The following is a 24849-nucleotide window of genomic DNA, read 5'->3' as shown; positions in this document are numbered from 1 at the left end:
GCTGCCTATGAGCGCGACGGCTCCTCGTCGATGTAGGCGGCCAGTTCGCGCACGGTGGGGTGCTCGAAGACGGCCCGCACCGGGATCTCCACCCCGAACTCTCCGATCACCGCCGCCGCGATGCGGACGGCCATGAGGGAGTGGCCCTTCAGCTCGAAGAAGTCGTCGTCGGGGCCCAGCTCCTCGCGGTCGAGCACCTCGCGCCAGATCGCCGCCAGCCGCCGCTCGGTCTCTGTCTCGAAGGCTCCCCGGGCGCCGGTGCCCGAGGTCAGCGTGTTCGGGTCTGGCAGCCGGTTTCGGTCGATCTTTCCGGTCGCGGTGAGGGGTAGCTTGTCGAGCATGACGTACGCGGCGGGCACCATGTACGCGGGCAAGACGGATGCCAGGTGACGATGCAGGACCCGCACATCCACCTTCGCCGCCGAGACCGGCTCCAGATAGGCGGCGGGGTGCACGGTGCCCTGCTCGTCGCTGAAGACGCCGACGGCGGCCTGCGCCACCCCTGGTTCGGCCCGCAGTACCGCCTCGATCTCGGCCAGTTCGACGCGGGCGCCCCGGATCTTGACCTGATGGTCGCGGCGGCCGAGGAACACCAGCGCGCCGTCGGGCCGCCTGCGCGCCAGGTCTCCGGTCCGGTACGTGCGCAGGCCGGACTCGTCCTTCGCCGAGAAGACCGCGGCGGTCTCCGCGGGCCGTCCCAGGTAGCCGCGGGCGAGGAACCGGGTCCTGATCCAGACCTCTCCCTCGTCATCCGAAGCTCCCGAAGCTCCCGAAGCACCCGAAGCACCCGAAGCACCCGAAGTGCTGTCGGCTGCCCGCAGCAGGGTCTCCACTCCCGGGATGTCCCGGCCGATGGGGATGTCCCCGGCGCAGTCCGGTTCGACCAGGTGGAACGTCGCCACGGTCGTCTCGGCCGGGCCGTACATGTTGTAGACCGCCGTCCCCGGGAAGTGAGCACGTACCTGATCCACGGTGGAGCTGTGCAGCGGCTCCCCGTACAGGCTGACCGCCCGCATACCGAGGTCGGGCGGCTCGCCCGCGCTCTCCCTGGCCAGCAGCAGGCGGCGGATGAGCGTGGGCACGCAGAACACGTGCGTCACCTCGCGGCCGTCCAGCCACGGGAGGAGTGAGGCGCCGTCGGGTTTGACCGTGGGCGGCGGGATGACGATCGCGGCACCGGCGTCCAGGGCGCTGAGGATCTCCAGGTAGGCGGCGTCGTAGCTGAGGCGGGCCAGCTGCAGCATGTGCGATCCGCGGCGCAGCCCCGTCTCCGAGGCGAGCCAGCGGGCGAAGTGCAGGAGGTTCCCGCTGCGCTGGACGATGCCCTTGGGCCGGCCCGTGGAGCCCGAGGTGTAGACCAGGCAGCTGGTGTCCCGCGGCACCGTCTCCGCTCGCGGCCCGGACGGCGCGGCCGAGACGACCGCCGCCCCGTCGCCCTGGACGGTCACCACCGCGGGAGGCGACCCTGCCGCACGTTCCGCGCCGGCCGGCGTCGTCACCAGGCCCGTCGGGCCGCAGTCCTCCAGGATCGCGCGGTGGCGGGCGGCGGGCTGGTCCTCGTCGAGCCAGACGAAGGCGGTGCCGGCGGTGAACGCGGCCAGCATCGCGGCGATGCCGGTCGCGCCGTCTGGCAGCGCCATCGCCACCACGTCGCCCGGGCGCAGGCCCGCCGCCATCAGCGCCTCACGGTAGCGTTCCATCCGCGTGGCCAGGCCGTGGTAGGTCAGGACGCCCTCGGCGGACACGACCGCCGGGCTGCCGGGGGCCTGGGCGGCGTGTTCCGCGACCCGCTGGCCGATCTCCGCGTCGAACATCATTCTCCCTCGGCGGTGAGTCCCGCGGCGGCGACGCGGGTGATCTCCTGGACGACGAAAGCCTCTCCTTGCCGTACGACGAAGTGGCCGGTGGGCACCGACCCGACCGAGCAGGTACCGGTCGTGTAGCGGCGCCACGCGGTGACGTCGGCCGGCGACAGTGCCGGGTCCTCGGCGCCCACCAGGACGCGGACCGGACAGGTGAGCCGCGGCTCCACGGATGCGGCGTACCCCTGCAAGAGCCGCAGATCCACCCGCAGATCCCGGAGCACGAGCGCCTCCACCGCCGCATCCTCCAGCACCGCGCTCACGCCTCCGCCTCCGTCGCCAGCGCCACCGCCGTCACTGTCACGCAGGTAGGACAGCAGCGCCCGGTCCGCGCCGTTCGCGGCGTAGAGGTCGAGCGTCTCCGCCCAGCGATGCGGCGGCGCCGACGAGATGAACAGGCAGGCCGTGGGGGGCGTACCCGGTGCCGCCCTGGCCGTCTCGAAGGCGAGCAGGGCGCCCAGGCTCTGGCCCACCACCATGTACGGCGGCGGCACGTCCGTGAGCGCGGCCGCGATCCGGGCGGTGAATGTCGCGAGATCGGTCACGGCGGGTCCGGACCGGTCGCCGGGACGGGGCATCCGCACGGCCAGGACCTCGACGTCCTCGGGCAGCGCGCGGGCGAGGGAGGCGTACGAGAGCGCGTCACCGCCGGCGTGCGGGAAGCAGACCGCGCGCAGCGCCGCGCCGGGTCTGCGGCGCGGCGTCCAGAAGCAGGCCTCCGCCGCTGACGTGCTCACGAAGCCTCTCCCGGTGGTTCGGCGGCCACGAAGAAGACCAGCGGCTCGCCAGGAACCGGCGCGGCAGGGAAGACCATCGGCTCGTCCGGAACGGGCGCGGCCGGGCCCGACACGCTCGGGCCCGTTGCGGTCAGGCCGAGTGCGTCCAGGTCCGATGCATTCGCGGCCGTTGCGTCCAGATCCGGTGTGATCAAGGTCGGTGCGGTCAGGTCCTGTGCGGTCGGGGTCGGGGCTTCGGCGGGGGAGGGCTCGTCGTTCCAGAGGAAGGTGCCTGGCACCAGGAAGCCGGGCAGCCGCCGACGGAGCCGGGCGCGCAGTTCGGGCCGACCCGGGCGGGTCCCGCCAGGTACGGCGGTGAGGCGGGCCGTGAGCTCGCCGTCGTCTCCCACCGACACCTCGGCCGCCGCGACCGACGGTTCGTCGAGCAGCGTCCGCTCGATCACCTCCCCCGGCACCCGGCAGCCGCGGACCACGAGTTCGCCGTCCGTACTCCCCAGGACGTCCAGCCCGCCGCCGGCCCCCATGCGACCGAGCAGCCCGGTCGACGTCCCGTCGAGCCAGACCTCGCCGGGCACCCCGTACGGCAACGACACCCCGTGCTCGTCGCGGATCGACACCTGAGCCTGCCTCGCACCCCCGCCGAGCAGCGCGTACGCCCCGGACACCGGCTGATCGGGGTCACCGCACAGAAGGCGCAGCACCCGCACGTAGTCGTCGGCCAGCCCCGCGACCGTCTCCTCGTCGAACAGGTCGGCGTTGAAGGAGACCTCCATGACCATGTCGTCCTCGGCTTGGTCCAGCAGGTGTACCTCCAGGTCGAAGCGGGTGGCGGGCTGCGAGACGTCCCTGCCCCAGAGCCGGGCGGCGAGGTCGCCCCAGCGCGTCTCGGTGCCGTACGCCGGAGTGACCAGCATCTGGAAGATCACCTGGAGCAGCGGGATGTACGAGGGGTCACGCCGCAGGGACAGCTGGTCGACCAGGACGTCGAAGGGCAGCAGATCATTGTCGTAGGCGTCGAACAGCGCCTCGCGGGCCGCCCCGAGCACCGCGAGGAAGCTCGGATCCCCGGACAGATCCATCCGTACCGGCAGCGTGCCCACGAAGAAGCCCACCGTCCCGGCGAACTCCGGCCGCGAACGCCCGGCCACGACCACACCGATCACCAGGTCGCTCGCGCGGGCGTAGCGGGCGAGCAGGACGGCGAAGGCGGCGTAGGCGACGGTGTACGGCGTGACCCGGTGCGCCGCGGCGAAGGACCGCAGCGTGGCGGTCACGTCCACCGGCACGGGCTTGACGAGCAGGCCGCCGCGGAAGTCCTGGATCCTCGGCCGCGGCCGGTCGGCGGGCAGCGTGATGAGTTCCGGCGCGCCCGCCAGCCGCCGCCGCCAGTACGCGAGCACCCGCTCGGCCGCGGGGGAACCGGCCAACTCCTGCTGCCACCGGGCGTACTCGAGGTAGCCGGCCGGCGGCGGGCCGAGGGGCCGGCCCGCGTACAGCAGCCCGAGCTCCTCGTCGATGATCGGCACCGACCAGCCGTCGATCACGATGTGATGGACGCACAGCAGGAGCACGTGCAGATCGGGCGTGACGCAAAGGAGGTGGGCCCGGATCAGGTCGTCCCGCGCGAGGTCGAACGGCCGCGCCGACCACACTCGGGCGAACTCCGTCGCCGCCGCCTCCCAGCCACGCTCGCCCGAAAGATCCGCCGCCGCCTCCCAGCCGGGTTCTCCCGCGAGATCCGTCGCCGCCGCCGAGCCGAGATCGGTCGCCGTCGGCTCCGAGCCGAGATCGGTGCTGGGCAGCTCGACGTCGAAGGGCGTGCCGCTCACCACCGCGCGGGCGACCCCGCCGTCGGCGGGGAACCTCATGCGTAACGCGACGTGCCGGTCGGCCAGCGCGCCGAGGGCCCGGCGCAGCGCCGCCACGTCCAGCGGCCCGCGCAGCTCGTAGCCCCGGAAGACGTTGTACTGCGGCGAATCCGGCGCGAGCTGCTGGAGAAACCACAGCCGTTGCTGTGCGGGCGACGGCATCGGCTCGTGTTCGTCCGGCATCGTCTCCTCACCTGTGAGAGAGGCGAAGTGGCTGGTGTACCGGAGATCTCTGCAAGGAGGCTCTATCAGCCCTCCGGGCTTGTCAAGCGGCCGGTCGGCGCAGCCCCTCCAGGCAGATCTGGATGATCGGCTCGGCCAGCTCCGCCGCCGGTAGCCCGGGATCCACCAGGCACTGCAGCAGGCAGCCCTCGATGGTCCCCACGATGACGGTCGCGTGGCGCTCGTCCAGGCCCTCGCGCAGCACGCCTTCCTTCCCGGCCTGGCGCAGGAGCTCGGCGATCACCGCCCGCGCGTCGCCGTAGACGGCCGCCATGTCCACCAGCGAGCCCTCCGCGTCACGGGAGGCCGCCCACAGGTCGACCATGATCCGGGCGGGCTCGCGCCGCGCGGTCAGCACGCCGAGCACCTCGCGTACCATCTCGGCCAGCCGCTCCAGCGCGGGCCCGCGCCCGTTGAGCGCCCGGTCGAAGATGGCGGCCGACATGGTCCGGTAGCCTTCGAAGGCGGCTTCCAGCAGCGCGTCCCTGCTGTCGTAGTAGAGATAGACGCTGCCCTTGGCGATGCCCGCCTCGGCGGCGATGTCATCGATGCGGGTGGCGGCGAAGCCCTTGCGGGCGAACACCCGCACCGCCGCGGTGAGGATCTCTTTGCGTCGCGCGGCCTTGTCGACCGTCCTGGGGGACATAAGATCATTATGACTGACTAGTCAGTCAATATCCAAATCGAGATGCGGTCTGTCCGTTTCCCCATCTAGGGTGCTGACAGTGAGAGACGTACGGCTGCTGCCCAAAGCCCACCTGCACGTTCACCTGGAGAGCACGGTACGCCCCGAGACCTCGCGCGAGTTCGGCGGGCCGGCCGGGCGGGGCGGGCCGTTCGCCACGTTCCGGGAGTTCGCCGACCATCGGGCGCTGGTACGCGGGCGGCTGCTCACGGCCGAGCACTTCCGGCGGATTGCGCTGGAGTTCTGCGAGGACGAGGCGGCCCAGGGCACCCGCTACGCGGAGGTGTCGTTCACCGCGGCCGCGCACGGCGAGCGGCTCGGCGCGCCGGAGATGCCGCTGGAGGCGGTGCTGGACGGGCTGGCCGAGGGGTCGCGCCGCTACGGGATCGAGTGCCGGGTGCTGCTCGACCACTCCCGGCGCCGCTCCGTCGACCGGCTCTGGCAGACGTTGCGCCTGGCCACCCGTTACGAGGCGGTCATCGGCATCGGGCTGGCGGGTGACGAGAGCCACCCGGTGGCGCCGTTCGCGGAGGTGCTCGACGCGGCCAGGGACGCCGGGGTGCGCCTGGTGCACCACGCGGGGGAGTTCGGCGGGCCGGAGAGCATCCGCGAAGCGCTCGCGATCGGGCACGCCGAGCGGATCGGACACGGCGTCCGCGTCCTGGAGGACGAGGCGGTGGTCGCCGAAGTGCGGGAGCGCGGAGTGCCGCTGGAGGTCTGTCCCACGTCGAACGTCCTGCTCGGTGTCGTGCCCAGCCTGGCCGAGCATCCGCTGCGGCGGCTGAGCGCGGCGGGGCTGGCGGTCACGCTCAACACCGACGGCGAGACCGACCTGGCCGGCGAGTACGCGCTGGCGCGGGAGGTCTTCGGGTACGACGACGCGGAGCTGGCCGGGTTCGCCCGGGCCTCGATCGACGCGTCGTTCGCGGGGGAGGAGCTCAAGGCGGGGATGCGGGCGGGGGTGGACGCCTGGCTGGCGGACTCGGACCTGGCGGACGCGGGCTCGGGTCGATGACCCGCCGCGTGTCCTACGCCGGCGCTGACCGTCGGGGTGCGGTCAGCGCTCGCGTACCCGATCAGTCCGAGTGGCTGTCCTTGGTCACCGCGCCGTCGCTCGCGTCCACCGTCATGTCCTGCTTGGACCCGTTGGGCGGCACCACGTCCACCTCCCAGACGATCTTGTCCCGGTGGCTGTCCAGGTTGATCTCGGTGATGCGGCCGCCCGGCACGGCCGCGAGGACCTTGGCCGCCGCCTGCGCGTAGTCGAGCTTGGCGGACTTGATCCGGTCGAGGTGGCGGGCCTTGTCGTCGGCGTTCTCGTCGTCCTCCGCCCGTGGGCCGCTGACGACCTTGGTGGTGTCCGATTCGACGTCCATCTGGTGTTCGATGCCCTTGTCGTCGACGACCTGTACCTCCCAGAGGTTGCCGTTCTCCTCGGTCTCCATCGCGACGAGCGTCGAGCCGGGCACGGCCTTCATCGCGGCCTTTCCCACCTCCTCCAGCTTCTTCACCGCCGAGCGCTTCTGCGAGTCGGCGTGAGCGCCGTACTTGGGCGACTCGGTGGCGGCGATGTACGGCGTGGGAGAAGCGCCGAACTGCTCGGTCATTTGACGGGCGTCGCCCCCGCAGGCGGTCGCCGTAAGCAGCGCCGCGCCGGCCAGAGCGCCCCCGATGATCGTTTTAGTCATAGGGCGACACTTATCATTTCCGCAGGTAGAACGGTGTGAACGACATGGCCGACGCCGCGGCGCGGACTTGGCTTTCCGGCTTGCCGTGTCCGATAGTGGGCGCCATGGCTCCTTCCTTGATCGTCGCCGTCGTGGGCGACTTCGACCCGACATTCCCTACGCACACGGCCACGAACGACGCGCTGCGTCACGCCTCGGCAGAGCTGGGGATCGAGATCGAGGTCCAGTGGCAGGCGACCGAGCCGCTGGAACAGGACCTGTCGGCCGTACACGCCGCCGACGCCTTGCTGTGCGCGCCCGGCAGCCCGTACCGCAGCCTGAACGGGGCCGTCGCCGCCCTGCGTCACGGCCGCGAGCAGGGCGTCCCGACGCTGGGCACCTGCGGCGGCTTCCAGCACATGGTGATCGAGTACGCCCGCCACGTGCTCGGGTTCGAGGACGCCCAGCACGCCGAGTACGACCCGTACGCCTCGGACCTGTTCGTCAGCGCGCTGACCTGCTCGCTCGTCGGCAAGACCATGCCCGTCAGCCTCGTGGCGGGCTCACGGGCGGCCGAGTTGTACGGCCTCACCGAGGTCGAGGAGCAGTATTACTGCAACTTCGGCCTGGAGCCCGGCCACCGGCGAACCCTGCACGACGGAGGGTTCCGGGTGACCGGCGTCGATGGAGAGCAGGAGGCGCGGGTGCTGGAGCTTCCCGGACATCCCTTTTACGTGGCGACCCTGTTCGTGCCGCAGGCCCGATCGACACCGGAACAGCCGCATCCGCTGCTCACCGGGCTGCTGCGGGCGGCTCGTCAGAACAGAGGCTGACTACCCGACCGTGTGATGTGCGAGCGCGTACGGTCCGACCAGTATGGAGAGGATCGCGGGCCGTATCCGGAGGGAAGGAACCGTCAGATGACCGAGGAGCGACCCGAGCTGCCGCGCGAGGAATGGCGTCAGTTCTTCGACAACCTGTCAAGGCAGTACGAAGGCTCGGACGTGACCGTCGAGGTGCTGAGCCGGACGTTCGGCGATCTCATGCAGGCCGAGAAGCTCCCTCTCGCCTATCTCGAGTACGACGACAAGGACGACATCTTCACCGTGGCGATAGGCGGGCGGGATGGGCGGTATCCGGTGGTGCTCGCTCATCTCATCCAGCGGCCGCAGCGGATACTCGCCGATACCGTGGCGCCCGACATGCCCCGGGCCTTCGACATCGTGGACGCGGAAGGCACGCAGACGATCATCATGCTCCATGAGCCCGCGGTGTGGAGCGGCGCGCCGACTTCATAACCCCAGCCCGACGCCCCCATGCCCCGGCGACCTTGTGACCTCAGCCTGACGCCCCGACGCCCCGACGCCTCTGCGACCTTGTGACCTCAGCCCGGCGCCCCGGCGACGCGTCGCATGATCGAGACGATGGCGGCGGGGTGCGTGAGGTGCGGGTGGTGACCGGTGCCGGGAATGGTCGTGACGGTGGCCGGGCCGGGGTCGGCGATCAGCGGATCCAGCTGCCCGGCAACGAGGTGGACCGAGACCGTCTCGCTGAGCAGGGCTTGGAGAGCGGCGCGCTCGGCGGGCTGGTTCGCGTCCCGGAGCAGGCGGGCCGTACGGCGGGCGACGCCAGGCCGGTGCAGGTGGGCGGCGGCGCTCGCGACGGCCCGGCGGGCTTCGTCCGGGGAATCGCCGTCGCCGAGGAGTGAGGCCGCGAGACGGTCGGCGGAGATTCTCTTGAGGAGTGGCGTGGCGAGCGCCGGTGTGCGGAGCAGTCTCGGGGCCGCCTCCTGGAGGAAGTAGGGGGAGACGAGGACCAGGCCGCTGAGGCGATCGGGATAGGCGGCGGCGTAGCGGAGCGCCGGTGCGGCCGCCGCGGAGTGGGCGACGATCACGGGCCGGGTCCGTACGGGCGCCAGCAGATCGGTGAGCCAGGCCAGCGGGCTGGCCGAGGTGGGGGCCGAGCGGCCGAGCCCCGGCAGGTCGGCGACGAGAGCCGGTGCTCCGTCCAGTTCGCCGAGCACTCCCTGCCAGGACTCGCCGTCGAGGGGGAGTCCGTGCAGGAGCACGAAGCCGGGCGAGGTTCTGTCCCCGGCGAGGTAGGTACGGGATCCGCCTACGTCGTGGAAGCCACCGGGAAGCACGGCCGGGGCCGTCCCGAACCTGTCCGCCACCAGCCGATCAGCCCAGCGGCGCAGCGCGGTCTCGACGGGAGGCTGCCGGAGGCCCGCCGCCTCGGCGACCCGCTCGGCTGAGGCGATGTCGTAACGGTCCTCGGCCAGGAAGGCCAGGGTCTCGGGGTTGGCTCCGGTCAGCGCGGTGGGGAGGCGGCGGATCAGGGCCACCGGCACGAGGGTTTTCGGCGCGCGTACGCCCAGGTGGGCCGCGAGCAGGCGCACCAGGTCGGGCAGGTTCGGGGTGTTCTCGTCGAGTACCCAGTGCAGGCCGCCGGGCTTCGGGTCGTGCTCGGGGATCGCGGCCATGAACGACGCGAAATGATCCACGGTCTCCACGGGCACGAACGTACGGGCGGTTCCCGGCAGCGCGGGAAGCCGGCCGTTCCACAGGTCGCGGACGACTTCAGCCAGGCCGATGTACTGCCCGGCCTCGCCCGTGGTCGAGTGGCCGATCACGGCGCTCGGGTTCACCACGGTCAGCGGGACCCCCAACTGCTCAGCGACGACTCGTACGGCGGCGTCCGCCTCGGTCTTGGAGCCCTCATAGGCCCCTTGGCCTCGGTAGAGCTCCGCCAGCTCGGCCTCCGGAAGCGGGTACCGCTCCCGCGGGCCCAGCCCGACCCGGTAGCCCGACACGTGGATCAGCCTGCGTAGGCCGGGCCGGGTCGCGGCCCAGCGCAGCACGTTGAGCGCGCCCTCGACGTTGACCGTCCTGGCCTCCTCGCGCCCCAGCCCGAACCGGTAGATGGCGGCGGCGTTGACGACATCCCGTACCCCGGCGAGCCGCTCGTCGTCCGCCGCGCTCAGCGCCAGACCCGGACCGCTCGTGAGATCACCGGCCACGACCGTGAGCCGCTCGGCGTCCGCGCCATGACCGTGCAGCCAGGCGCGCAACTCACCTTCGCCACCCGCGCCTGTGCGGCCCTGAGCCGCTGAGGCGCTCGCGTTCGTGCGGCCCCGTGACGGGTCGCGGAGGATGGCCGCGACCGTGCGGCCCTGTTCCAGCAGGCGCAGCACCGTCCACCTGCCGATGAAGCCGGTCGCGCCGAACACCACGGCGTCCGGCACGCTCCTCGAAGTCTCGTCCATCCCACATTCCTCTCTAGACCGATCTACATAATCTGTGGGCGGCAAAACGCCCGAACCTCAGCGAAAAGAGCTCAGTCGGTGCCGAGCAGCTTGGCGATGCGCCGGCTGGTCTGCTCAATGGGAGTCCGGCTGCGACCGGCTCGGGCCAGCACGAGCGCGCCCTCGATCAGGGCGAGCACCGTCGCCGCGAGCTCATCCGCCTCGGCCGCGTCATGGCCGTCGACCCGGAGGGCATCGGCCAGCGCCCGCTGCCAGCCCGCGTAGATGTCACCGCAGATCGGCTGCAGGACGTCGTTGGTCGCGGCGACCTCCAAGGCCACCGTCGCCACCGGGCACCCCTTGGCGTAGCCGGCGGCCACCATCCGGTCGGCCAGCGCCGCCAGCAGCGCCTTGACGAGATCGCGGGAGCTGGGCGCCGTCGAGGCCAGCTCGACCACGATGCCGTCGACCTCTCGACCGGCGGCGGTGAGGGCCTCGCTGACCAGCTGGTCCTTGCCGCCGGGGAAGTGGTGATAGAGCGACCCGCGAGGAGCTCCCGCCATCGCGAGCACCTCATTGAGCCCGGTGCCGTGATAGCCCTTGGCCTCCACCAGCGTCCGGGCCGCCTCGATCAGCCGCGCCCGCGTCTCATCACCCTTGACCGCCACGCCACCGAGAATAGACCGATCTGCATAATTCGCAAATCACCCCATGCCAACAATGGTCTTCACGATGTCGCGCGGCGGATCGGCCAGCCCGCGTGACACGGCCTGGGACAGCGGCACGGTCTGCGTGGGCAGCCGATCGACGCGGATCTGCCCGCCGTGCAGCAGGGCGACCGCCGCCCGCAGGTCGGTGTCCCACCGGTGGGAGGAAGACCCCACGACCCGCTTCTCGCCCAGCACCACGTCCAGCGTGGGAAAGGCGGCAGGGTCCGGCGACACGCCGAGCAGGACCACGCTCCCGCCGCGCCGGCACAGCGACAGCGCGCTCTCCACCGCGGCCGCCGGCCCCGCGCTCTCCACCACCGCGTCGGCGCCGCGCCCATCGGTCAGCTCGCGTACGGCGGCGAGGGCGGCGTCCGGCGCCACGCCGACCAGGCCGAACGACCGGGCCAGCGCGCGGCGGCCCGGATCGGGGTCGACCGCGACGACCGTCGCCGCGCCCCGGCACCTGGCCACCTCGGCGACCAGCAGGCCGACGGCCCCGGCGCCGACGACCGCGACCACGGCCCCGGACACGTCGCCGGCCTTGTCCAGCGCGCGGACGGCGACGGCCGCCGGCTCGGCGAAGACGGCGACGGCGGCGGGCAGGCCATCGGGCAGCGGGACGCAGCGCGCGGCCGGCGCCACCAGGTATTCGGCCAGGCCGCCGTCGTCCTGCAAGCCGAGCGCCGCGCCACGCTCGCACAGCGGATAGTCGCCGCGGGCGCACCACCAGCAGCGGCCGCAGCCCAGCACGACGTCCGGCACGACCGCGGTGCCGGGGGCGAGGCTCACTCCGGCACCGGCCTCCGCCACCACGCCGACGACCTCGTGCCCCAGGGTGAGCGGCGCGGTCCGGCCGGTCAGGGGGTGCGGTTCGACCGGCACCACGACCGGCCCGAACCGGTACTCCTCGATGTCGCTGCCGCACAGGCCGCACAGCGTGACCGCGATCAGGACCTGGCCGGGACCCGGCGCGGGCACCTCGGTCTCGACCAGCCGCACGTCGCCGCGCCCGTACCAGCGCAGCGCCGCCATCCTGCTCGCGACCGGCTTCCGGACCACGCTCACGGCCGGTTCCCGGACAGGCGGGTGGTGACGTCGGCGCGTTCGGTGAGGCCGGGGACGAGCTCCACCCCCAGCCCCGGTCGTCCCTCCAGGCTCACCCAGCCATCCTCCACCAGCGGCAGGCCGGTCGCCAGCTCCTGGTACCAGGTGTGCTGGAAGGCCCGCACGCTCTCCTGGATCAGCGTGTTGGGCTGGCTCAGGGCGAGGTGGACGCACGCCGCGAAGGAGATCGGGCCGGTGCAGTCGTGCGGCGCGAAGGGGATGTCGTACGAGTCGGCCAGCGCGGCGATCTTGCGAGCCTCCGTGAGCCCGCCCGACCAGCCCATGTCGATGATCGCGACCCGGATCGCCGACCGCTCCAGCAGCCCGCGGAAGGACCGCTGCCCGGTCAGCGTCTCGCCGGTGGCCAGCGGCGCGGACGTCGATGCCTGCAGTGTCGCGTACGAGCCGTGGCTGTCGGACCGCAACGGGTCCTCCACCCACAACGGGGCGAACCGCTCCAGCTCCCGCACCAGCCCGACGGCCGCGTACAGGCTCCACAACCCGTGCAACTCGACCATGACCTCCATCTCGGGCACGGCGTTCTTGATCTCGTCGAGCACCCGCAGGCCGGCCCGCAGATCCTCGCGGTCCAGCCGCATGCCGCCGGTACGCTCGGCCGCCTGGTCGAAGGGCCACACCTTCATGGCGCGAAACCCCTCCTCCCACAGGGACTTGGCCAGCTCCGCCGGGCGCTCCAGGAAACCCCGCAGATCGTCGTACGCCGACGCCGCCGCCAGCCCCCAGTTGGACACGGCCTGGCGCGGCTCGTTCTTGATGTAAGAGGAGCCGGCGCAGGTGTTATAGACCGGGAGGCGGTCGTGGAAAGGCCCGCCGAGCAGGGTGGACACCGGCTGCCCTGTGGCCTTGCCCAGCAGGTCCCACACGGCGAGATCGACCGCGCCGTTGCCGCGCGTCTCCACGCCGCTGCCCTGGAAGCCGACATGTCCGGTCAGCAGCCGGCGCAGCCGCTCCGGGCCGGGCAGCGGCGCGCCCACGAGGAGGGGCGCGACGGTCTCGTGCAGGTAGGCCTCGACCGCCTCGGCCCCGAAGAACGACTCGCCGAGGCCGGCGTGCCCGTCGTCGGTGTGCAGCCGCACCAGCAGCACGTTGGGCTGAATCGAACAGCGGATGGTCTCCAGTCCGCTCACGACGGCTCGGGTACTCATGATTCCAGGACGGTATCTGGTAAGACCAGTAAATCGCAAGGAACGAATCACCCTTGACAGTGGCGCCTCTGCCAGCAAAGCTCTAGCAATCTGGTAAGACCACGGTCCGGACGGATGTTGAGAACTATGACGTTGACCGGCAGACCTCTGGCGATCACCATGTGGGACTTCTCCTGGCTCGAACGGCGCTGGGACGGCGCCGGGTACGAGGACTGGGACCGCGCGCTGGACGAGCTCGTCGAGCGCGGCTACGACGCGGTACGCATCGACGCCTTCCCCCACCTGGTGGCGGCCGATCCGCGGCGGACCTGGCGCCTGCTGCCCGTCTGGCACTTCGAGCAGTGGGGCGCGACCGAGCCGGTGTCGGTGCGGGTGCTGCCCGAGCTGCTGGAGTTCATCCAGGCGTGCGCGGCCAGGGGCCTGCGGGTGGCGCTGTCCTCCTGGTTCCGCCGGGACGAGCTCGACACCCGGTCCCGGATCCGGACCGCCGCCGACCTGGCCGCCGTCTGGGACGTCACGCTGACGGCCGTCGAGGAGGCCGGTCTGGCCGACGCGATCTACTTCGTCGACCTGGTCAACGAGTGGCCGCTGGCGATGTGGGCGCCCTTCCTGTACGGGAACGACGCGGACGCCGCCGCGCTGTCCCGAGCGGACGAGCGGGTACGTAGCTGGACGCGCGAGGCGATCGGCGCCCTGCGCGCCAAGCATCCGCGCCACCGCTACACGCTGTCCATCGCCACCGAGACCACCGGCGCCGACGGTGAGGACCTCACCGAGCTGGACCTGCTCGAACCACACGTGTGGATGACGCCGCAGGCCACCGGCTTCTACGACGAGATCGGCTACGACCTGGAGCACTCCCAGTTCGACCCGCGCGCCTACGAGCCGCTGTCCGGCCCGGCCGAACGCCTGTACCGGGCCGACCCGCAGCGGTGGGCCGGTGGCCTGACCGACCACATCCAGCGCGTCGCCGAGTGGTCGCGGTCGACCGGCAAGCCGCTGGTGACGACCGAGTGCTGGGCCATCGTCAACTACAAGGACGGGCCGGGCAGGGACTGGGGCTGGATCAAGGAGCTGTGCGAGGTCGGGGTACGCGCCGCGCTGGCCACCGGCCGCTGGGAGGCGCTGTCGACCAGCAACTTCTGCGGGCCGCAGTTCGCCGGCATGTGGCGTGACGTGGCCTGGCACCGCAGCATGACCGACGCCATACACGCGGGGGCAACCGAATTCACCGCCGTTCCGTGAGCGGCCTTCTCTCTGAGCGGCCTTCTCCCTGAGCGGCCCTTTCCCTGAGCGGTCTCACCCCACAACGGCTCGTGTCCTGAGAGGAACGAACACATGAGTGCCATCCCCCGTCGAGACCTCCTGCGCGGCGCCGCCCTGCTCACGCTCGGTGGCGCGGCGAGCCAGCTCACCCTGACCGGGTGCGGGTCGTCCGCGCCGCAGGCCGGCTCCAGCAAGACCGGGCCACAGGGCCAGGTCGTCGTCTGGATGCACGAGGAGCCCGCCAACACCAAGTACTTCAATGCCAAGATCGCCGAGTACCAGAAGCAGTTCCCGAAGGTGTCGATCAAGCCGCTGTACGTCCCGATCGCCAACCTCGACACCAAGCTCTCCACGGCGTTCACCACGGGCGCGCCGCCCGACCTGATCAAGGTCGGCGCCTGGACCCTCGCCGAGCGGGCCTCGAAGCAGCAGCTCGCGCCGTTGCCGCCGGCGGAGTTCGGCGCCGCGTCCATCGACGCGCTCAAGGGCAGGTTCGAGACCAACGCGTTCGCCGCGCTGACCTACGAGCAGCAGGTCTACGGCACGCCGATCGACTTCAACTCGGTCCACCTGTGGTATCGCCGCGACCGCTTCGAGAAGGCCGGGCTCGACCCCGACAAGCCCCCCACCACGTGGGAGGAGGTCGCCGAGTTCAGTAAGAAGCTCACCAACGCCGACGCCTCCCAGGTCGGGCTCCAGTGGCAGCTCGCCGACAACATCTGGGCGATGCTGAACTTCATCCCGCTGATCCGCGGCCTGGGCGGGCAGATCATCGACGAGAGCTCCCGGCGCGGCATGCTGAACACGCCGGAGGGCATCAAGGCGCTCGAATACTACGGCAGCCTCGGCAATCCCAAGCTGAGCGACCCGGTCGGCGCGTTCGGCCTGTTCGCCAAGGGCACCTCGGCCATGCTGATGTCCGGCCGGTTCACCTCGAGCCTCATCCCGGCCATCAACCCGAACGCCAAGATCGGCCAGACCTTCGACAGTGCCCTCGTGCCCAGCTGGGAGGGCAAGGAGAAGGTGGCCGCCGGCTACTCCTGGGGATGGTTTGTCGCCAAAAAGGCGAAAAATCCGTACACGGCGTGGCATTTCATTAACTGGCTGCTCAACGGGGACAACGTCAATCAGCAGCTGGCCGCCACCGGCCTGGTCACGCCGACGGCCGGCTGGCAGAAGCTGCCCAGCGCGAACGACAAGGCCAGCCAGCAGCTGGAGCAGCAGATCCCGTACACCGACTTCGGCCCGGTGCTCCCGCAATGGACCGAGACGATCAAGGCGCTGCTCGACGCGCTCGAATCGGTGATCCACAAGCAGGCGCCCGCCCAGCAGGCGGCGACCGCCTTCGACGCCGCGGTGGGACGGATTCTCAAGTGATCGGCAGCAAGGCCCGCACCATGAGCGCGGTCGAGGCCCGCGCCGGCGCGGGCCTCGCCGCCCCGGCGATCGTGTACTTCGTGCTCTTCTGGGCGTTGCCCGCGCTCGCCGCGCTGTACCTGAGCTTCACCTCGTACGACCTCTCCGGCACCCCGCAGTGGGTCGGGCTCGACAACTACCGCGAGATGGTGACGAGCGACGAGTTCTGGAGCAGCGTGTGGGTGACCCTGCTGTACACGATCTTCGCGGTGGGCCCGACGATCGTGATCGCGCTGGTCGTGGCCGTGCCGCTGGCCAAACCCGGCAGGTTCCGGGCCTGGCTGCGCGGGCTGGTCTTCATCCCCGCGGTGATGCCGCTGGTCGGCGCCACCGTACTGTGGCAGGTGATCTACTCGACCGGCGGCCTGGCCGACGCGCTCGCCGGCGCGGCCGGGGTCGGCCCGCGTCCCTGGCTCACCGACTCCGACTACGCCATCTGGGCGTTGCTCGTGATGGTCATCTGGAAGTACGTCGGCCTGTACGTGATCATCTTCGTCGCCGGGCTGCAGGCCCTGCCGGCCAACGTCTTCGAAGCCGCGGCCATCGACGGCGCCCGCACGCTGCGTACCTTCTTCCTGGTCACCGTGCCGCTGCTGCGCCGTACCTTCACCTTCGTCATCGTCGTGGCGGTCACCGGGGCCATGCAGTCGTTCGTGCCCGCCTACCTGCTCACCAAGGGCGGCCCGGTCAACGCCACCCAGGTGCTGCCCCTGTACCTCTACAACAACGCGTTCTCCTTCTCCCGCTTCGGCTACGCCTCCGCGATCGCGATCGTCCTGCTGGTGGTGCTGCTGGTGTTCGCGTTCACCCAGTTCACGTTGGTCAGGAGTGACGACGAATGAGAATCGGCCGGTCGCTCACCGTGGTGGCCCTCATCGGGTTCGTGGCGCTGATGCTGCTCCCGCTCTACTCCATGATCGTGCTGGCGTCGGCGCCGGACGACAGCGACCTGTCCGGGCTGCGGTTCACCGGTTTCGCGCTGTTCGACAACATCGGCGAGATCATGACCGACGGCCGGTTCCCGCGCTACCTGATGAACAGCGTCCTGATCGCGTCGGCGGTCTCCGTGCTCGACGTGGCGATCTCGGCCGCCGCCGGGTACGCGCTGGCCCGGCTGCGCTTCCCCGGCCGGGCCGCCCTGCTGAACCTGGTGGTCGTCGCGCTGTCCCTGACCCCCGCGGTCGTCATGATCCCGGTGTTCGTCATGCTCAGCGAGATCGGCTGGCTCAACAGCTACCAAGGGCTGATCGCGCCGTTCGCCGCCAGCGCGCTGGGCGTCTTCCTGGTCCGGCAGTTCGCGCTGGGCATCCCCGTGCAGATGCTGCACGCCGCGCGGGTGGACGGCGCCAGTGAGCTGCGCATCTTCCTCCGCATCGCCGTACCGCTGCTGCGGCCGGCGCTGCTCACCGTGCTGCTGCTGCAGTTCCTCGCCCAGTGGGACAACCTGATCTGGCCCTTGATCGCGGCCAGCGAGCAGGACCTGTGGACGTTGCCGCTGGCGCTGTCGTCCTTCGAGGGGGAACACGGGATCGTCTACCACCTGCAGACCGCGGCGGCGCTCATCTCGATCCTGCCCCCGCTCGTCCTGTTCTCCTTCCTGCAGCGTTACTACGTCTCAGGTCTCACCCTCGGAGGGGTCAAGAGATGACCGACGGCATCCGCGTCGAGCGGGTCACCAAGCGCTACGGCAACCAGGTGCTGTTCGCCGACATCGACCTGCACGTACGGGACGGGGAGTTCCTGGTGATCGTCGGCCCGTCCGGCTGCGGGAAGTCCACGCTCATGCGCATCGTGGCCGGCATCGAGCCGGTCAGCGCCGGCCGGGTGACGGTGGGCGGGCGGGACGTCACCCACGCCCACCCCGGCGACCGCGGGATCGGCATGGTCTTCCAGGACTACGCCCTCTACCCGCATCTGAGCGTCGAGGGCAACCTGGCGTTCGGGCTGCGCGCCCACCACGTGCCGAAAGAGGTCATCCGCCAGCGGGTGGCCGACACCGGCCAGGCCCTCGGCCTCACCGACCAGCTCAAGAAGAAGCCCGGACAGCTCTCCGGCGGTCAGCGGCAGCGGGTCGCGCTCGGCCGCGCCATGATCAGGGAGCCGGCCGCGTACCTGATGGACGAGCCGCTGTCGAACCTGGACGCCGCGTTGCGGGTGCAGATGCGGGCCGAGCTCATCGAGTTCCACCGCCGCACCCAGGGCACCGTCCTGTACGTGACACACGACCAGGTCGAGGCCATGACCATGGGAGACCGGGTCGCGGTGCTCAACGAGGGCGAGTTCGCGCAGATCGGCACCCCGACCGAGATCTACGAGAAGCCGGCCAGCGTGTTCGTCGCCACGTTCCTCGGCAGTCCCCGGATGAACCTGCTCGACGCCACCGTACGCCCGGCCGACACGCACGTGGAGCTGACCAGCGGCGAGCTGAGCTGGCGGCTGCCGCGCGAGGCGTTGCCGGCGGACCTGCCCGAGTCGGTGCGGATCGGCTTCCGGCCGGAGTCGGTACGGTTGCCCGTCGACACCGGGACTCCCGCCTACGAGCTCGCGGCGACCGTGTCGTACCGGGAGAACCTCGGCAACGAGAGCATCCTCCACCTCCGCGACGGCGCCGGACGGACCATCATCGCCCGGCTCCCGCCGCGCAGCGGCCCGCGCGACGGCGAAAACGCGACATTCCAGGTGCCGCTCACCGATCTTCATCTCTTCGGCCCTGATGGGCGGGCCCGCTGGCACGGCACCGAACTCGCCGACGACGGCCAGCCGCTACCGTGGTCGGCATGACCGCTGGGCGGGGGAAGAAACCGTCGACGACGAACCTCGGCACACTCATCGCCGTACTCGAGAACCGGATCCTGACCGGACAGTGGGCACCCGGTGTCCGCCTGCCGTCCGAACGCGACCTGGCGGCCGAGTTCACCGTCAGCCGTCCCGTCATCCGGGAGACGCTCAAAGCCCTGCAGGAGCGCGGGCTGGTCGAGGTCTCGCCGCAACGCGGCAGCTTCGTCCGCCAGTACACGGCCGAGAACCTGATGCGGCCGATGAACCTCGCGGCCCGCGCGGCGGGCGTCACGGCCCGGCAGCTCATGCGGGCCCGCGTCATGCTGGAGACCGAGGCCGCCGGCCTGGCCGCGGTCAACGCCACCAAGCAGGACCGGACCGACCTGCTGCGGATCCACCAGCTGTTCGCCCAGCCGGGCAACGTGCACGCCAGGGCGCGCGTCGACCTCACCTTCCACGAGACCATCGCGCGGGCCTCCGGCAACCCGGTGATCCACATGATGTTCACCGCGATCCAGGACCTCACCTACGGCCTGATGCTGCGCAGCCTCAGCGACCGCGAGGTACGCGCGGCCGGCGAGCCCCTGCACACCGTGATCCTGGAGCACATCCTGGACCGCGATCCCGACGGGGCCCGCGAGGCGATGCGCCGGCACCTCGACATCGCCGGGGACCTTTACGGGCCGGACATGGACACGAGCCTGGCCGAGGTCATCGAACACCAACTCGCGACACCCTCGGCCGATCTTTTGGCCGACGACAACGTGCCGGCGGATTCCACCTCCGCCTGACACGTCACCGTGGCACCTCACGAGCCAAGACGGAACGCCGTACGGGAGGCCGTGCCCAACTCGCTGGCCGCGTTCCTGCTCCACCTGCGCGATCGCACCGGTAGGGCCCCGCACATCTACTTTCACTGGGCGGAGGGCAACCCGGTCGTGGCGATGCCGCGCTATCTCGTCTTCGGTGGCGGCGACGTTCCGCCGCTGACCCGCGAGGTGCTCCGCAAGGCCGAGCCGGACCCGGAACTCAGGCCGCACGTCCACGTCGGCTGACGGACGTCAGCCGTCGGTGAAGCGCGGGTCCTCGCGGTCCAGGTGACGTTGCAGGGAATGGCGCACGCGTTGAGCGCGGCATCCGCGCGACCTGCCGCGCTGTCCTGGCGGCGTGCCGCGTACGAATGTCGTCAAGGATCGCTCCACAACCGTATGGAAGCCGTCAAGAACGGCGAAACGGGCCTATTTCCGGGTTTTGCTTGGTCACGAACCGCTCATCCCGGGCGGTAGGCATGGTGTTCCGGAGTTGAGGAGTTGGGGATGGCAGACGTCATCTTCGTCGCCCTGACGATCGCGATCTTCGTGGTCATCGGGCTCGTCGTTAAGGCGGTGGAGCGCCTGTGAGCGCGATCAACGCCGCCGGTCTGATCGTGGTCGCCGCTCTGGTGATCTTCATGGTCGCCGCCCTGCTGTTCCCGGAGCGTTTCTGATGAGCACGACCACCGCAGGGATGATCTTCATCGTCTCCCTGATCGTCGCGCTGGCCTTGGTGCACAAGCCATTGGGCGACTACATGTACCGGGTCTACACGGTCACCAAGCACAACGTCGTCGAGCGGGGGATCTACCGGCTGCTCGGCGTGCGTGCCGATGCCGAGCAGAGCTGGGGCGTGTACGCGCGCAGCCTGCTGGCGTTCTCGGTGGTCTCGATCCTGGTCGTGTACGGCATGCAGCGCCTGCAGGACAAGCTCCCGCTGAGCCTGGGCATGAAGCCGGTCACCGACCACATCGCCTGGAACACGGCCATCAGCTTCGTCACCAACACCAACTGGCAGGCGTACTCGGGTGAGTCCACGATGGGCCACCTGGTGCAGATGTCGGCCTTGGCCGTGCAGAACTTCGTGTCCGCGGCCGTGGGCATGGCGGTGGCGGTCGCGCTGGTGCGCGGCTTCGCCCGCCGCAAGGCCGACACGATCGGCAACTTCTGGGTGGACCTGGTGCGCGGCTCACTCCGCATCCTGCTGCCGATCGCCTTCGTCGGCGCGCTGGTGCTGGTGGCCGGCGGGCTGATCCAGAACTTCTCCGGCGTGCACGAGGTGACCACGCTGACCGGCGGCACCCAAGGGATCACCGGCGGTCCGGTCGCCTCGCAGGAGGCCATCAAGGAGCTGGGCACCAACGGCGGTGGCTTTTACAACGCCAACTCCGCCCACCCGTTCGAGAACACCACCAACTGGACCAACTGGCTGGAGATCTTCCTGATCCTGCTGATCCCGTTCGCGCTGCCGCGTACCTTCGGCAAGCTCGTCGGCCAGGTCAAGCAGGGCTACGCCATTCTCGCCGTGATGGGCATCATCGCGCTGACCAGCGTTCTGCTCACCAACGTGTTCGAGCTGGGTGGCAACGCCACCGTGCCGCAGGCCGTCGGCGCGGCGATGGAGGGCAAGGAGATCCGCTTCGGCATCTCCAACTCGGCCACCTTCGCCGCCTCCACCACGCTCACGAGCACCGGTGCTGTGAACTCCTTCCACGACTCGTTCACGCCGTTCGGCGGCATGATGACGATGTTCAACATGATGCTCGGCGAGGTCGCGCCCGGCGGCGTCGGCTCCGGCTTGTACGGCATGCTGATCCTGGCCGTCATCACCGTGTTCGTGGCCGGGCTGATGGTCGGCCGGACCCCGGAGTACCTGGGCAAGAAGATCGGCGCCCGTGAGATCAAACTCGCCTCGCTGTACTTCCTGGTCACCCCGGTCCTCGTGCTGATCGGCACGGCGTTCGCAATGGGCTCGGCGGAGCAGCGCGCGAGCATGCTCAACTCGGGGCCGCACGGCTTGTCCGAGGTCCTCTACGCCTTCACCAGCGCCTCCAACAACAACGGCTCGGCGTTCGCCGGCATCACGGTCAACACGCCGTGGTATGACGTGGCACTCGGCCTGTGCATGGTGTTCGGCCGGTTCCTGCCGATCGTGCTGGCGCTGGCGCTGGCCGGTTCGCTGGCCCAGCAGGCACCCGTACCCGCGGGCGCCGGCACGCTGCCGACCCACCGGCCGCAGTTCGTCGGCATGGTCGTCGGCGTGACGATCATCCTCGTCGCCCTCACCTTCCTCCCGGCCCTCGCACTCGGCCCCATCGCAGAAGGACTGTCCTGATATGTCAACCCCAGTGCTCGAAGCGCCGGGCAAGGCTCCCGCACCCAAGCGGAACGGCCGCGTGGGCGGCGGCCTGCTCGACCCCAAGCAGCTCCTGACCTCGCTGCCGGACGCGGTGAAGAAGCTCAACCCGGTCACGCTGTGGCGCAACCCTGTCATGTTCATCGTCGAGATCGGCGCGGTGTTCACCACCCTCCTGGCGGTGCTCGACCCGTCGTTCTTCGCCTGGGCCATCGTGGTGTGGCTCTGGCTGACCGTGGTTTTCGCGAACTTGGCCGAAGCCGTGGCCGAAGGCCGGGGCAAGGCGCAGGCCGCCACCTTGCGCGCGGCCAAGCGGGACACCACGGCCCGGCGTCTGAAGAGCCGCACCTCCGCGGAATGGGACGTCGTCGGCGCCTCTGAGCTCAAGCAGGGCGACTTCGTGGTCGTCGAGGCCGGGGAGATCATCCCGGGCGACGGCGATGCGGTCGAGGGCATCGCGTCAGTGGACGAGTCGGCCATCACCGGCGAGTCCGCGCCGGTCATCCGCGAGTCGGGCGGCGACCGGTCGGCGGTGACCGGCGGCACGAAGGTGCTGTCGGATCGGATCGTCGTCCAGATCACCCAGAAGCCCGGCGAGAGCTTCATCGACCGCATGATCGCCCTGGTCGAGGGCGCGAGCCGGCAGAAGACGCCGAACGAGATCGCGCTCAACATCCTGCTGGCCGCCCTGACGATCATCTTCCTGGTCGCCACCGCCACCATGCAGCCGCTGGCGATCTACTCCAAGTCGATCAACCCGGGCGTGCCCGACTCGCTCGCGCTGAACGCGAACGGCGTCACCGGCGTGGTGCTGGTGTCCCTGCTGGTGTGCCTGATCCCCACCACGATCGGCGCGCTGCTGTCGGCGATCGGCATCGCCGGGATGGACCGCCTCGTCCAGCGCAACGTCCTGGCCATGAGCGGGCGCGCGGTCGAGGCCGCCGGTGACGTCTCCACGCTGCTGCTGGACAAGACCGGCACGATCACGCTGGGCAACCGGCAGGCGTCGGAGTTCGTCCCGGTCGAGGGCGTCACCGAACAGGAGCTGGCCGAGGCGGCGCAGCTGTCCAGCCTGGCCGACGAGACGCCCGAGGGCCGCTCGATCGTGGTGTTCGCCAAGCAGCGCTACGGCCTGCGCGAGCGGGAGATCCACGGCGCCGAATGGGTTCATTTCACCGCCCAGACCCGCATGTCCGGGGTGAACATGGGCGGGCGTGAGGTCCGCAAGGGCGCCGCGACCGCGGTGATGAAATGGGTACGCGACCACGGCGGCCACCCCACCGAGGGGATCGGCCACATCGTGGACGGCATCTCCGGCTCCGGCGGCACCCCGCTGGTCGTCGCCGAGAAGGGCCGGGTGCTCGGCGTGATCCGGCTCAAGGACGTGGTCAAGCAGGGCATGCGGGAGCGGTTCGACGAGATGCGGCTGATGGGCATCCGGACGGTGATGATCACCGGTGACAACCCGCTGACCGCCAAGGCCATCGCCGACGAGGCCGGGGTGGACGACTTCCTGGCCGAGGCCACCCCCGAGGACAAGCTGGCGCTGATCAGGAAGGAGCAGGAGGGCGGCCGCCTGGTCGCGATGACCGGGGACGGCACCAACGACGCCCCCGCGCTCGCCCAGGCCGACGTCGGCGTGGCCATGAACACCGGCACGTCCGCCGCCAAAGAGGCCGGCAACATGGTCGACCTCGACTCCAACCCCACCAAACTCATCGAGATCGTGGAGATCGGCAAGCAACTGCTCATCACGCGCGGCGCGCTGAGCACGTTCTCCATCGCCAACGACATCGCCAAGTACTTCGCGATCATCCCCGCGATGTTCGCGGCCGTCTACCCGGGACTGGACGCGCTCAACATCATGCGCCTGGCCAGCCCGCAGTCGGCCATCCTGTCGGCGGTCGTCTTCAACGCCCTGGTGATCATCGCGCTGATCCCGCTGTCGCTGCGCGGCGTGCGGTACAAGCCCTCCAGCGCCTCCAAGCTGCTGTCCCGCAACCTGTACATCTACGGCCTGGGTGGCATCATCGCGCCGTTCATCGGCATCAAGATCATCGACCTGTTCATCCAGTTCCTTCCGGGGATGTCGTAATGGAACGTCTACCTAGCTGGCTGCGCCAGCATCTTGCCGCGATCAGGGCAGTCGTCGTGCTGACCGTGCTGCTCGGTGTGATCTATCCACTGATCACCACCGGCGTCGCCCAGGCCTTGTTCAACGGCAAGGCCAACGGCTCGATCGTCCAGGCCGGCGGCAAGGACATCGGCAGCGCGATCATCGGCCAGAAGTTCACCGACAAGGACGGCAACCCGGTCAGGAAGTACTTCCAGTCCCGCCCGTCCGCCGCCGGGGACGGCTACGACCCGACCTCGACCAGCGCCAGCAACCTGGGCCCTGAGGACATCGTGGACACGCTGGCGGTGCCCGGCGCCAAGGACGAGGAAGGCAACCCGGACGAGGGCAAGCAGTCACTGCTCACCCAGGTCTGCGCCCGCTCGAAGGCGATCGGCGAGCTGGAGGGCGTCAGCGGCGCTCGCCCGTACTGCACACCGGACGGCGTGGGCGCGGTGCTGAAGGTCTTCCCCGACCATGCCGTCAGCGTGAATCAGGCGTGCCCGGCAGTACCGTTCGTGGCCACCTACCAGGGGCTGAAGGTGGAATGCGGCAAGCCCGGCGAGGACTACGCCGCAGGCCGAACCGTCCCGGTCAGGGGAGGCGCGGGAACCCCTGCCGTACCGGCGGACGCCGTGACAGCCAGCGGCTCCGGGCTCGACCCGCACATCTCGCCTGCCTACGCCGAGCTCCAGGCGCCACGCGTGGCCAAGGAGCGTGGGATCACGCTCGACAAGGTCAAGCAGCTCATCGAAGCGAACACCACCGGCCGGACGATCGGCTTCATGGGCGAACCCGCGGTGAACGTGCTCGAACTCAACCTGGCTCTGGACAAGGCGTGAC

General features: G+C 70.4%; 23 protein-coding genes. 14 read left to right on the top strand and 9 right to left on the bottom strand.

Annotation, left to right across the window (positions count from 1 at the left end; translation table 11 throughout):
- Nucleotides 1-5: 5 nt before the first annotated feature.
- The 4 genes from AB0B61_RS38600 to AB0B61_RS38585 all read right to left on the bottom strand — a co-directional run bounded on the left by AB0B61_RS38600 (nucleotide 6) and on the right by AB0B61_RS38585 (nucleotide 5335).
- Nucleotides 6-1817 carry a non-ribosomal peptide synthetase gene (locus tag AB0B61_RS38600; RefSeq protein WP_358443011.1) on the bottom strand — a complete coding sequence of 604 codons (1812 nt, stop codon included), beginning with the start codon at nucleotides 1815-1817 and terminating at the stop codon, nucleotides 6-8.
- The gene (locus AB0B61_RS38595; protein WP_358443008.1) at nucleotides 1814-2599 is read right to left on the bottom strand and encodes an alpha/beta fold hydrolase; all 786 of its coding nucleotides are present in this window, start codon (nucleotides 2597-2599) and stop codon (nucleotides 1814-1816) included. Before AB0B61_RS38595 ends, AB0B61_RS38600 begins: the two co-directional genes overlap by 4 nt.
- On the bottom strand, nucleotides 2596-4650 hold the full coding sequence (locus tag AB0B61_RS38590; RefSeq protein ID WP_358443005.1) for a condensation domain-containing protein: 2055 nt from the start codon (nucleotides 4648-4650) through the stop codon (nucleotides 2596-2598). Before AB0B61_RS38590 ends, AB0B61_RS38595 begins: the two co-directional genes overlap by 4 nt.
- Before the next feature lie 82 nt (nucleotides 4651-4732).
- Nucleotides 4733-5335, bottom strand: a complete 603-nt coding sequence (locus tag AB0B61_RS38585; RefSeq protein WP_358443002.1) for a TetR/AcrR family transcriptional regulator — start codon at nucleotides 5333-5335, stop codon at nucleotides 4733-4735.
- A gap of 79 nt (nucleotides 5336-5414) precedes the next feature.
- Between AB0B61_RS38585 and add the strand changes: the two genes are divergently transcribed.
- Entirely contained in the window at nucleotides 5415-6389 is a 975-nt protein-coding gene (gene add, locus AB0B61_RS38580; RefSeq protein ID WP_358442999.1) for an adenosine deaminase, read from the top strand.
- A 61-nt stretch (nucleotides 6390-6450) separates the two neighbouring features.
- On the opposite strand, the gene AB0B61_RS38575 is transcribed toward add, so the two are convergent.
- Nucleotides 6451-7062, bottom strand: coding sequence for a PepSY domain-containing protein (locus AB0B61_RS38575; protein WP_358442997.1), 612 nt, complete (start codon nucleotides 7060-7062; stop codon nucleotides 6451-6453).
- 104 nt (nucleotides 7063-7166) lie between these two features.
- Here AB0B61_RS38575 and AB0B61_RS38570 point away from each other — a divergent pair, with 104 nt between their 5' ends.
- On the top strand, nucleotides 7167-7874 hold the full coding sequence (locus tag AB0B61_RS38570; RefSeq protein WP_358442994.1) for a hypothetical protein: 708 nt from the start codon (nucleotides 7167-7169) through the stop codon (nucleotides 7872-7874).
- An 87-nt stretch (nucleotides 7875-7961) separates the two neighbouring features.
- Entirely contained in the window at nucleotides 7962-8339 is a 378-nt protein-coding gene (locus AB0B61_RS38565) for a DUF5335 family protein (protein ID WP_358442992.1), read from the top strand.
- Nucleotides 8340-8425: 86 nt separating this feature from the next.
- On the opposite strand, the gene AB0B61_RS38560 is transcribed toward AB0B61_RS38565, so the two are convergent.
- The 4 genes from AB0B61_RS38560 to AB0B61_RS38545 form a co-directional block, all read right to left on the bottom strand.
- The gene (locus AB0B61_RS38560; RefSeq protein ID WP_358442990.1) at nucleotides 8426-10306 is read right to left on the bottom strand and encodes an alpha/beta fold hydrolase; all 1881 of its coding nucleotides are present in this window, start codon (nucleotides 10304-10306) and stop codon (nucleotides 8426-8428) included.
- A gap of 71 nt (nucleotides 10307-10377) precedes the next feature.
- Nucleotides 10378-10953 carry a TetR/AcrR family transcriptional regulator gene (locus AB0B61_RS38555; RefSeq protein WP_358442988.1) on the bottom strand — a complete coding sequence of 192 codons (576 nt, stop codon included), beginning with the start codon at nucleotides 10951-10953 and terminating at the stop codon, nucleotides 10378-10380.
- 36 nt (nucleotides 10954-10989) lie between these two features.
- On the bottom strand, nucleotides 10990-12060 hold the full coding sequence (locus tag AB0B61_RS38550) for an alcohol dehydrogenase catalytic domain-containing protein (protein ID WP_358442985.1): 1071 nt from the start codon (nucleotides 12058-12060) through the stop codon (nucleotides 10990-10992).
- Nucleotides 12057-13265, bottom strand: a complete 1209-nt coding sequence (locus tag AB0B61_RS38545; RefSeq protein ID WP_358442982.1) for a mandelate racemase/muconate lactonizing enzyme family protein — start codon at nucleotides 13263-13265, stop codon at nucleotides 12057-12059. The genes AB0B61_RS38550 and AB0B61_RS38545 overlap by 4 nt, the downstream gene beginning before the upstream one ends.
- Nucleotides 13266-13397: 132 nt before the next feature.
- Here AB0B61_RS38545 and AB0B61_RS38540 point away from each other — a divergent pair, with 132 nt between their 5' ends.
- From AB0B61_RS38540 to AB0B61_RS38490, 11 genes are all read left to right on the top strand, one after another.
- On the top strand, nucleotides 13398-14510 hold the full coding sequence (locus tag AB0B61_RS38540) for a cellulase-like family protein (protein ID WP_358442979.1): 1113 nt from the start codon (nucleotides 13398-13400) through the stop codon (nucleotides 14508-14510).
- 93 nt (nucleotides 14511-14603) lie between these two features.
- On the top strand, nucleotides 14604-15908 hold the full coding sequence (locus AB0B61_RS38535) for an extracellular solute-binding protein (RefSeq protein ID WP_358442977.1): 1305 nt from the start codon (nucleotides 14604-14606) through the stop codon (nucleotides 15906-15908).
- Nucleotides 15905-16789, top strand: coding sequence for a sugar ABC transporter permease (locus AB0B61_RS38530; RefSeq protein WP_358442975.1), 885 nt, complete (start codon nucleotides 15905-15907; stop codon nucleotides 16787-16789). Before AB0B61_RS38535 ends, AB0B61_RS38530 begins: the two co-directional genes overlap by 4 nt.
- Entirely contained in the window at nucleotides 16786-17595 is an 810-nt protein-coding gene (locus AB0B61_RS38525; protein ID WP_358442972.1) for a carbohydrate ABC transporter permease, read from the top strand. Before AB0B61_RS38530 ends, AB0B61_RS38525 begins: the two co-directional genes overlap by 4 nt.
- Nucleotides 17592-18728 carry an ABC transporter ATP-binding protein gene (locus AB0B61_RS38520; RefSeq protein WP_358442969.1) on the top strand — a complete coding sequence of 379 codons (1137 nt, stop codon included), beginning with the start codon at nucleotides 17592-17594 and terminating at the stop codon, nucleotides 18726-18728. Before AB0B61_RS38525 ends, AB0B61_RS38520 begins: the two co-directional genes overlap by 4 nt.
- On the top strand, nucleotides 18725-19516 hold the full coding sequence (locus tag AB0B61_RS38515) for a FadR/GntR family transcriptional regulator (RefSeq protein WP_358442966.1): 792 nt from the start codon (nucleotides 18725-18727) through the stop codon (nucleotides 19514-19516). Before AB0B61_RS38520 ends, AB0B61_RS38515 begins: the two co-directional genes overlap by 4 nt.
- Before the next feature lie 9 nt (nucleotides 19517-19525).
- Nucleotides 19526-19780 (top strand): hypothetical protein, encoded by a 255-nt coding sequence (locus AB0B61_RS38510; protein ID WP_358442964.1) that lies wholly within the window; start codon nucleotides 19526-19528, stop codon nucleotides 19778-19780.
- Between the two features lie 341 nt (nucleotides 19781-20121).
- Nucleotides 20122-20211: a K(+)-transporting ATPase subunit F gene (gene kdpF, locus AB0B61_RS38505; protein ID WP_358016915.1), complete on the top strand. Its 90-nt coding sequence runs from the start codon at nucleotides 20122-20124 to the stop codon at nucleotides 20209-20211.
- A complete protein-coding gene (gene kdpA, locus AB0B61_RS38500) occupies nucleotides 20211-21872 on the top strand; it encodes a potassium-transporting ATPase subunit KdpA (RefSeq protein WP_358442962.1) in 1662 nt (553 codons plus the stop codon). Before kdpF ends, kdpA begins: the two co-directional genes overlap by 1 nt.
- 1 nt (nucleotide 21873) lies before the next feature.
- Complete coding sequence (kdpB, locus tag AB0B61_RS38495) at nucleotides 21874-23988, top strand: potassium-transporting ATPase subunit KdpB (protein WP_358442959.1); 2115 nt, start codon at nucleotides 21874-21876, stop codon at nucleotides 23986-23988.
- The gene (locus AB0B61_RS38490) at nucleotides 23988-24848 is read left to right on the top strand and encodes a potassium-transporting ATPase subunit C (RefSeq protein WP_358442957.1); all 861 of its coding nucleotides are present in this window, start codon (nucleotides 23988-23990) and stop codon (nucleotides 24846-24848) included. The genes kdpB and AB0B61_RS38490 overlap by 1 nt, the downstream gene beginning before the upstream one ends.
- The last annotated feature ends 1 nt before the right edge of the window (nucleotide 24849 follow it).

It is taken from the genome of Nonomuraea sp. NPDC049158 (genome assembly GCF_040648335.1).
In the GTDB taxonomy this organism is placed as follows: domain Bacteria; phylum Actinomycetota; class Actinomycetes; order Streptosporangiales; family Streptosporangiaceae; genus Nonomuraea.
The sequence above is the reverse complement of the archived record's forward strand: the minus strand, read 5'-3'. Positions and strand labels throughout refer to the sequence as shown.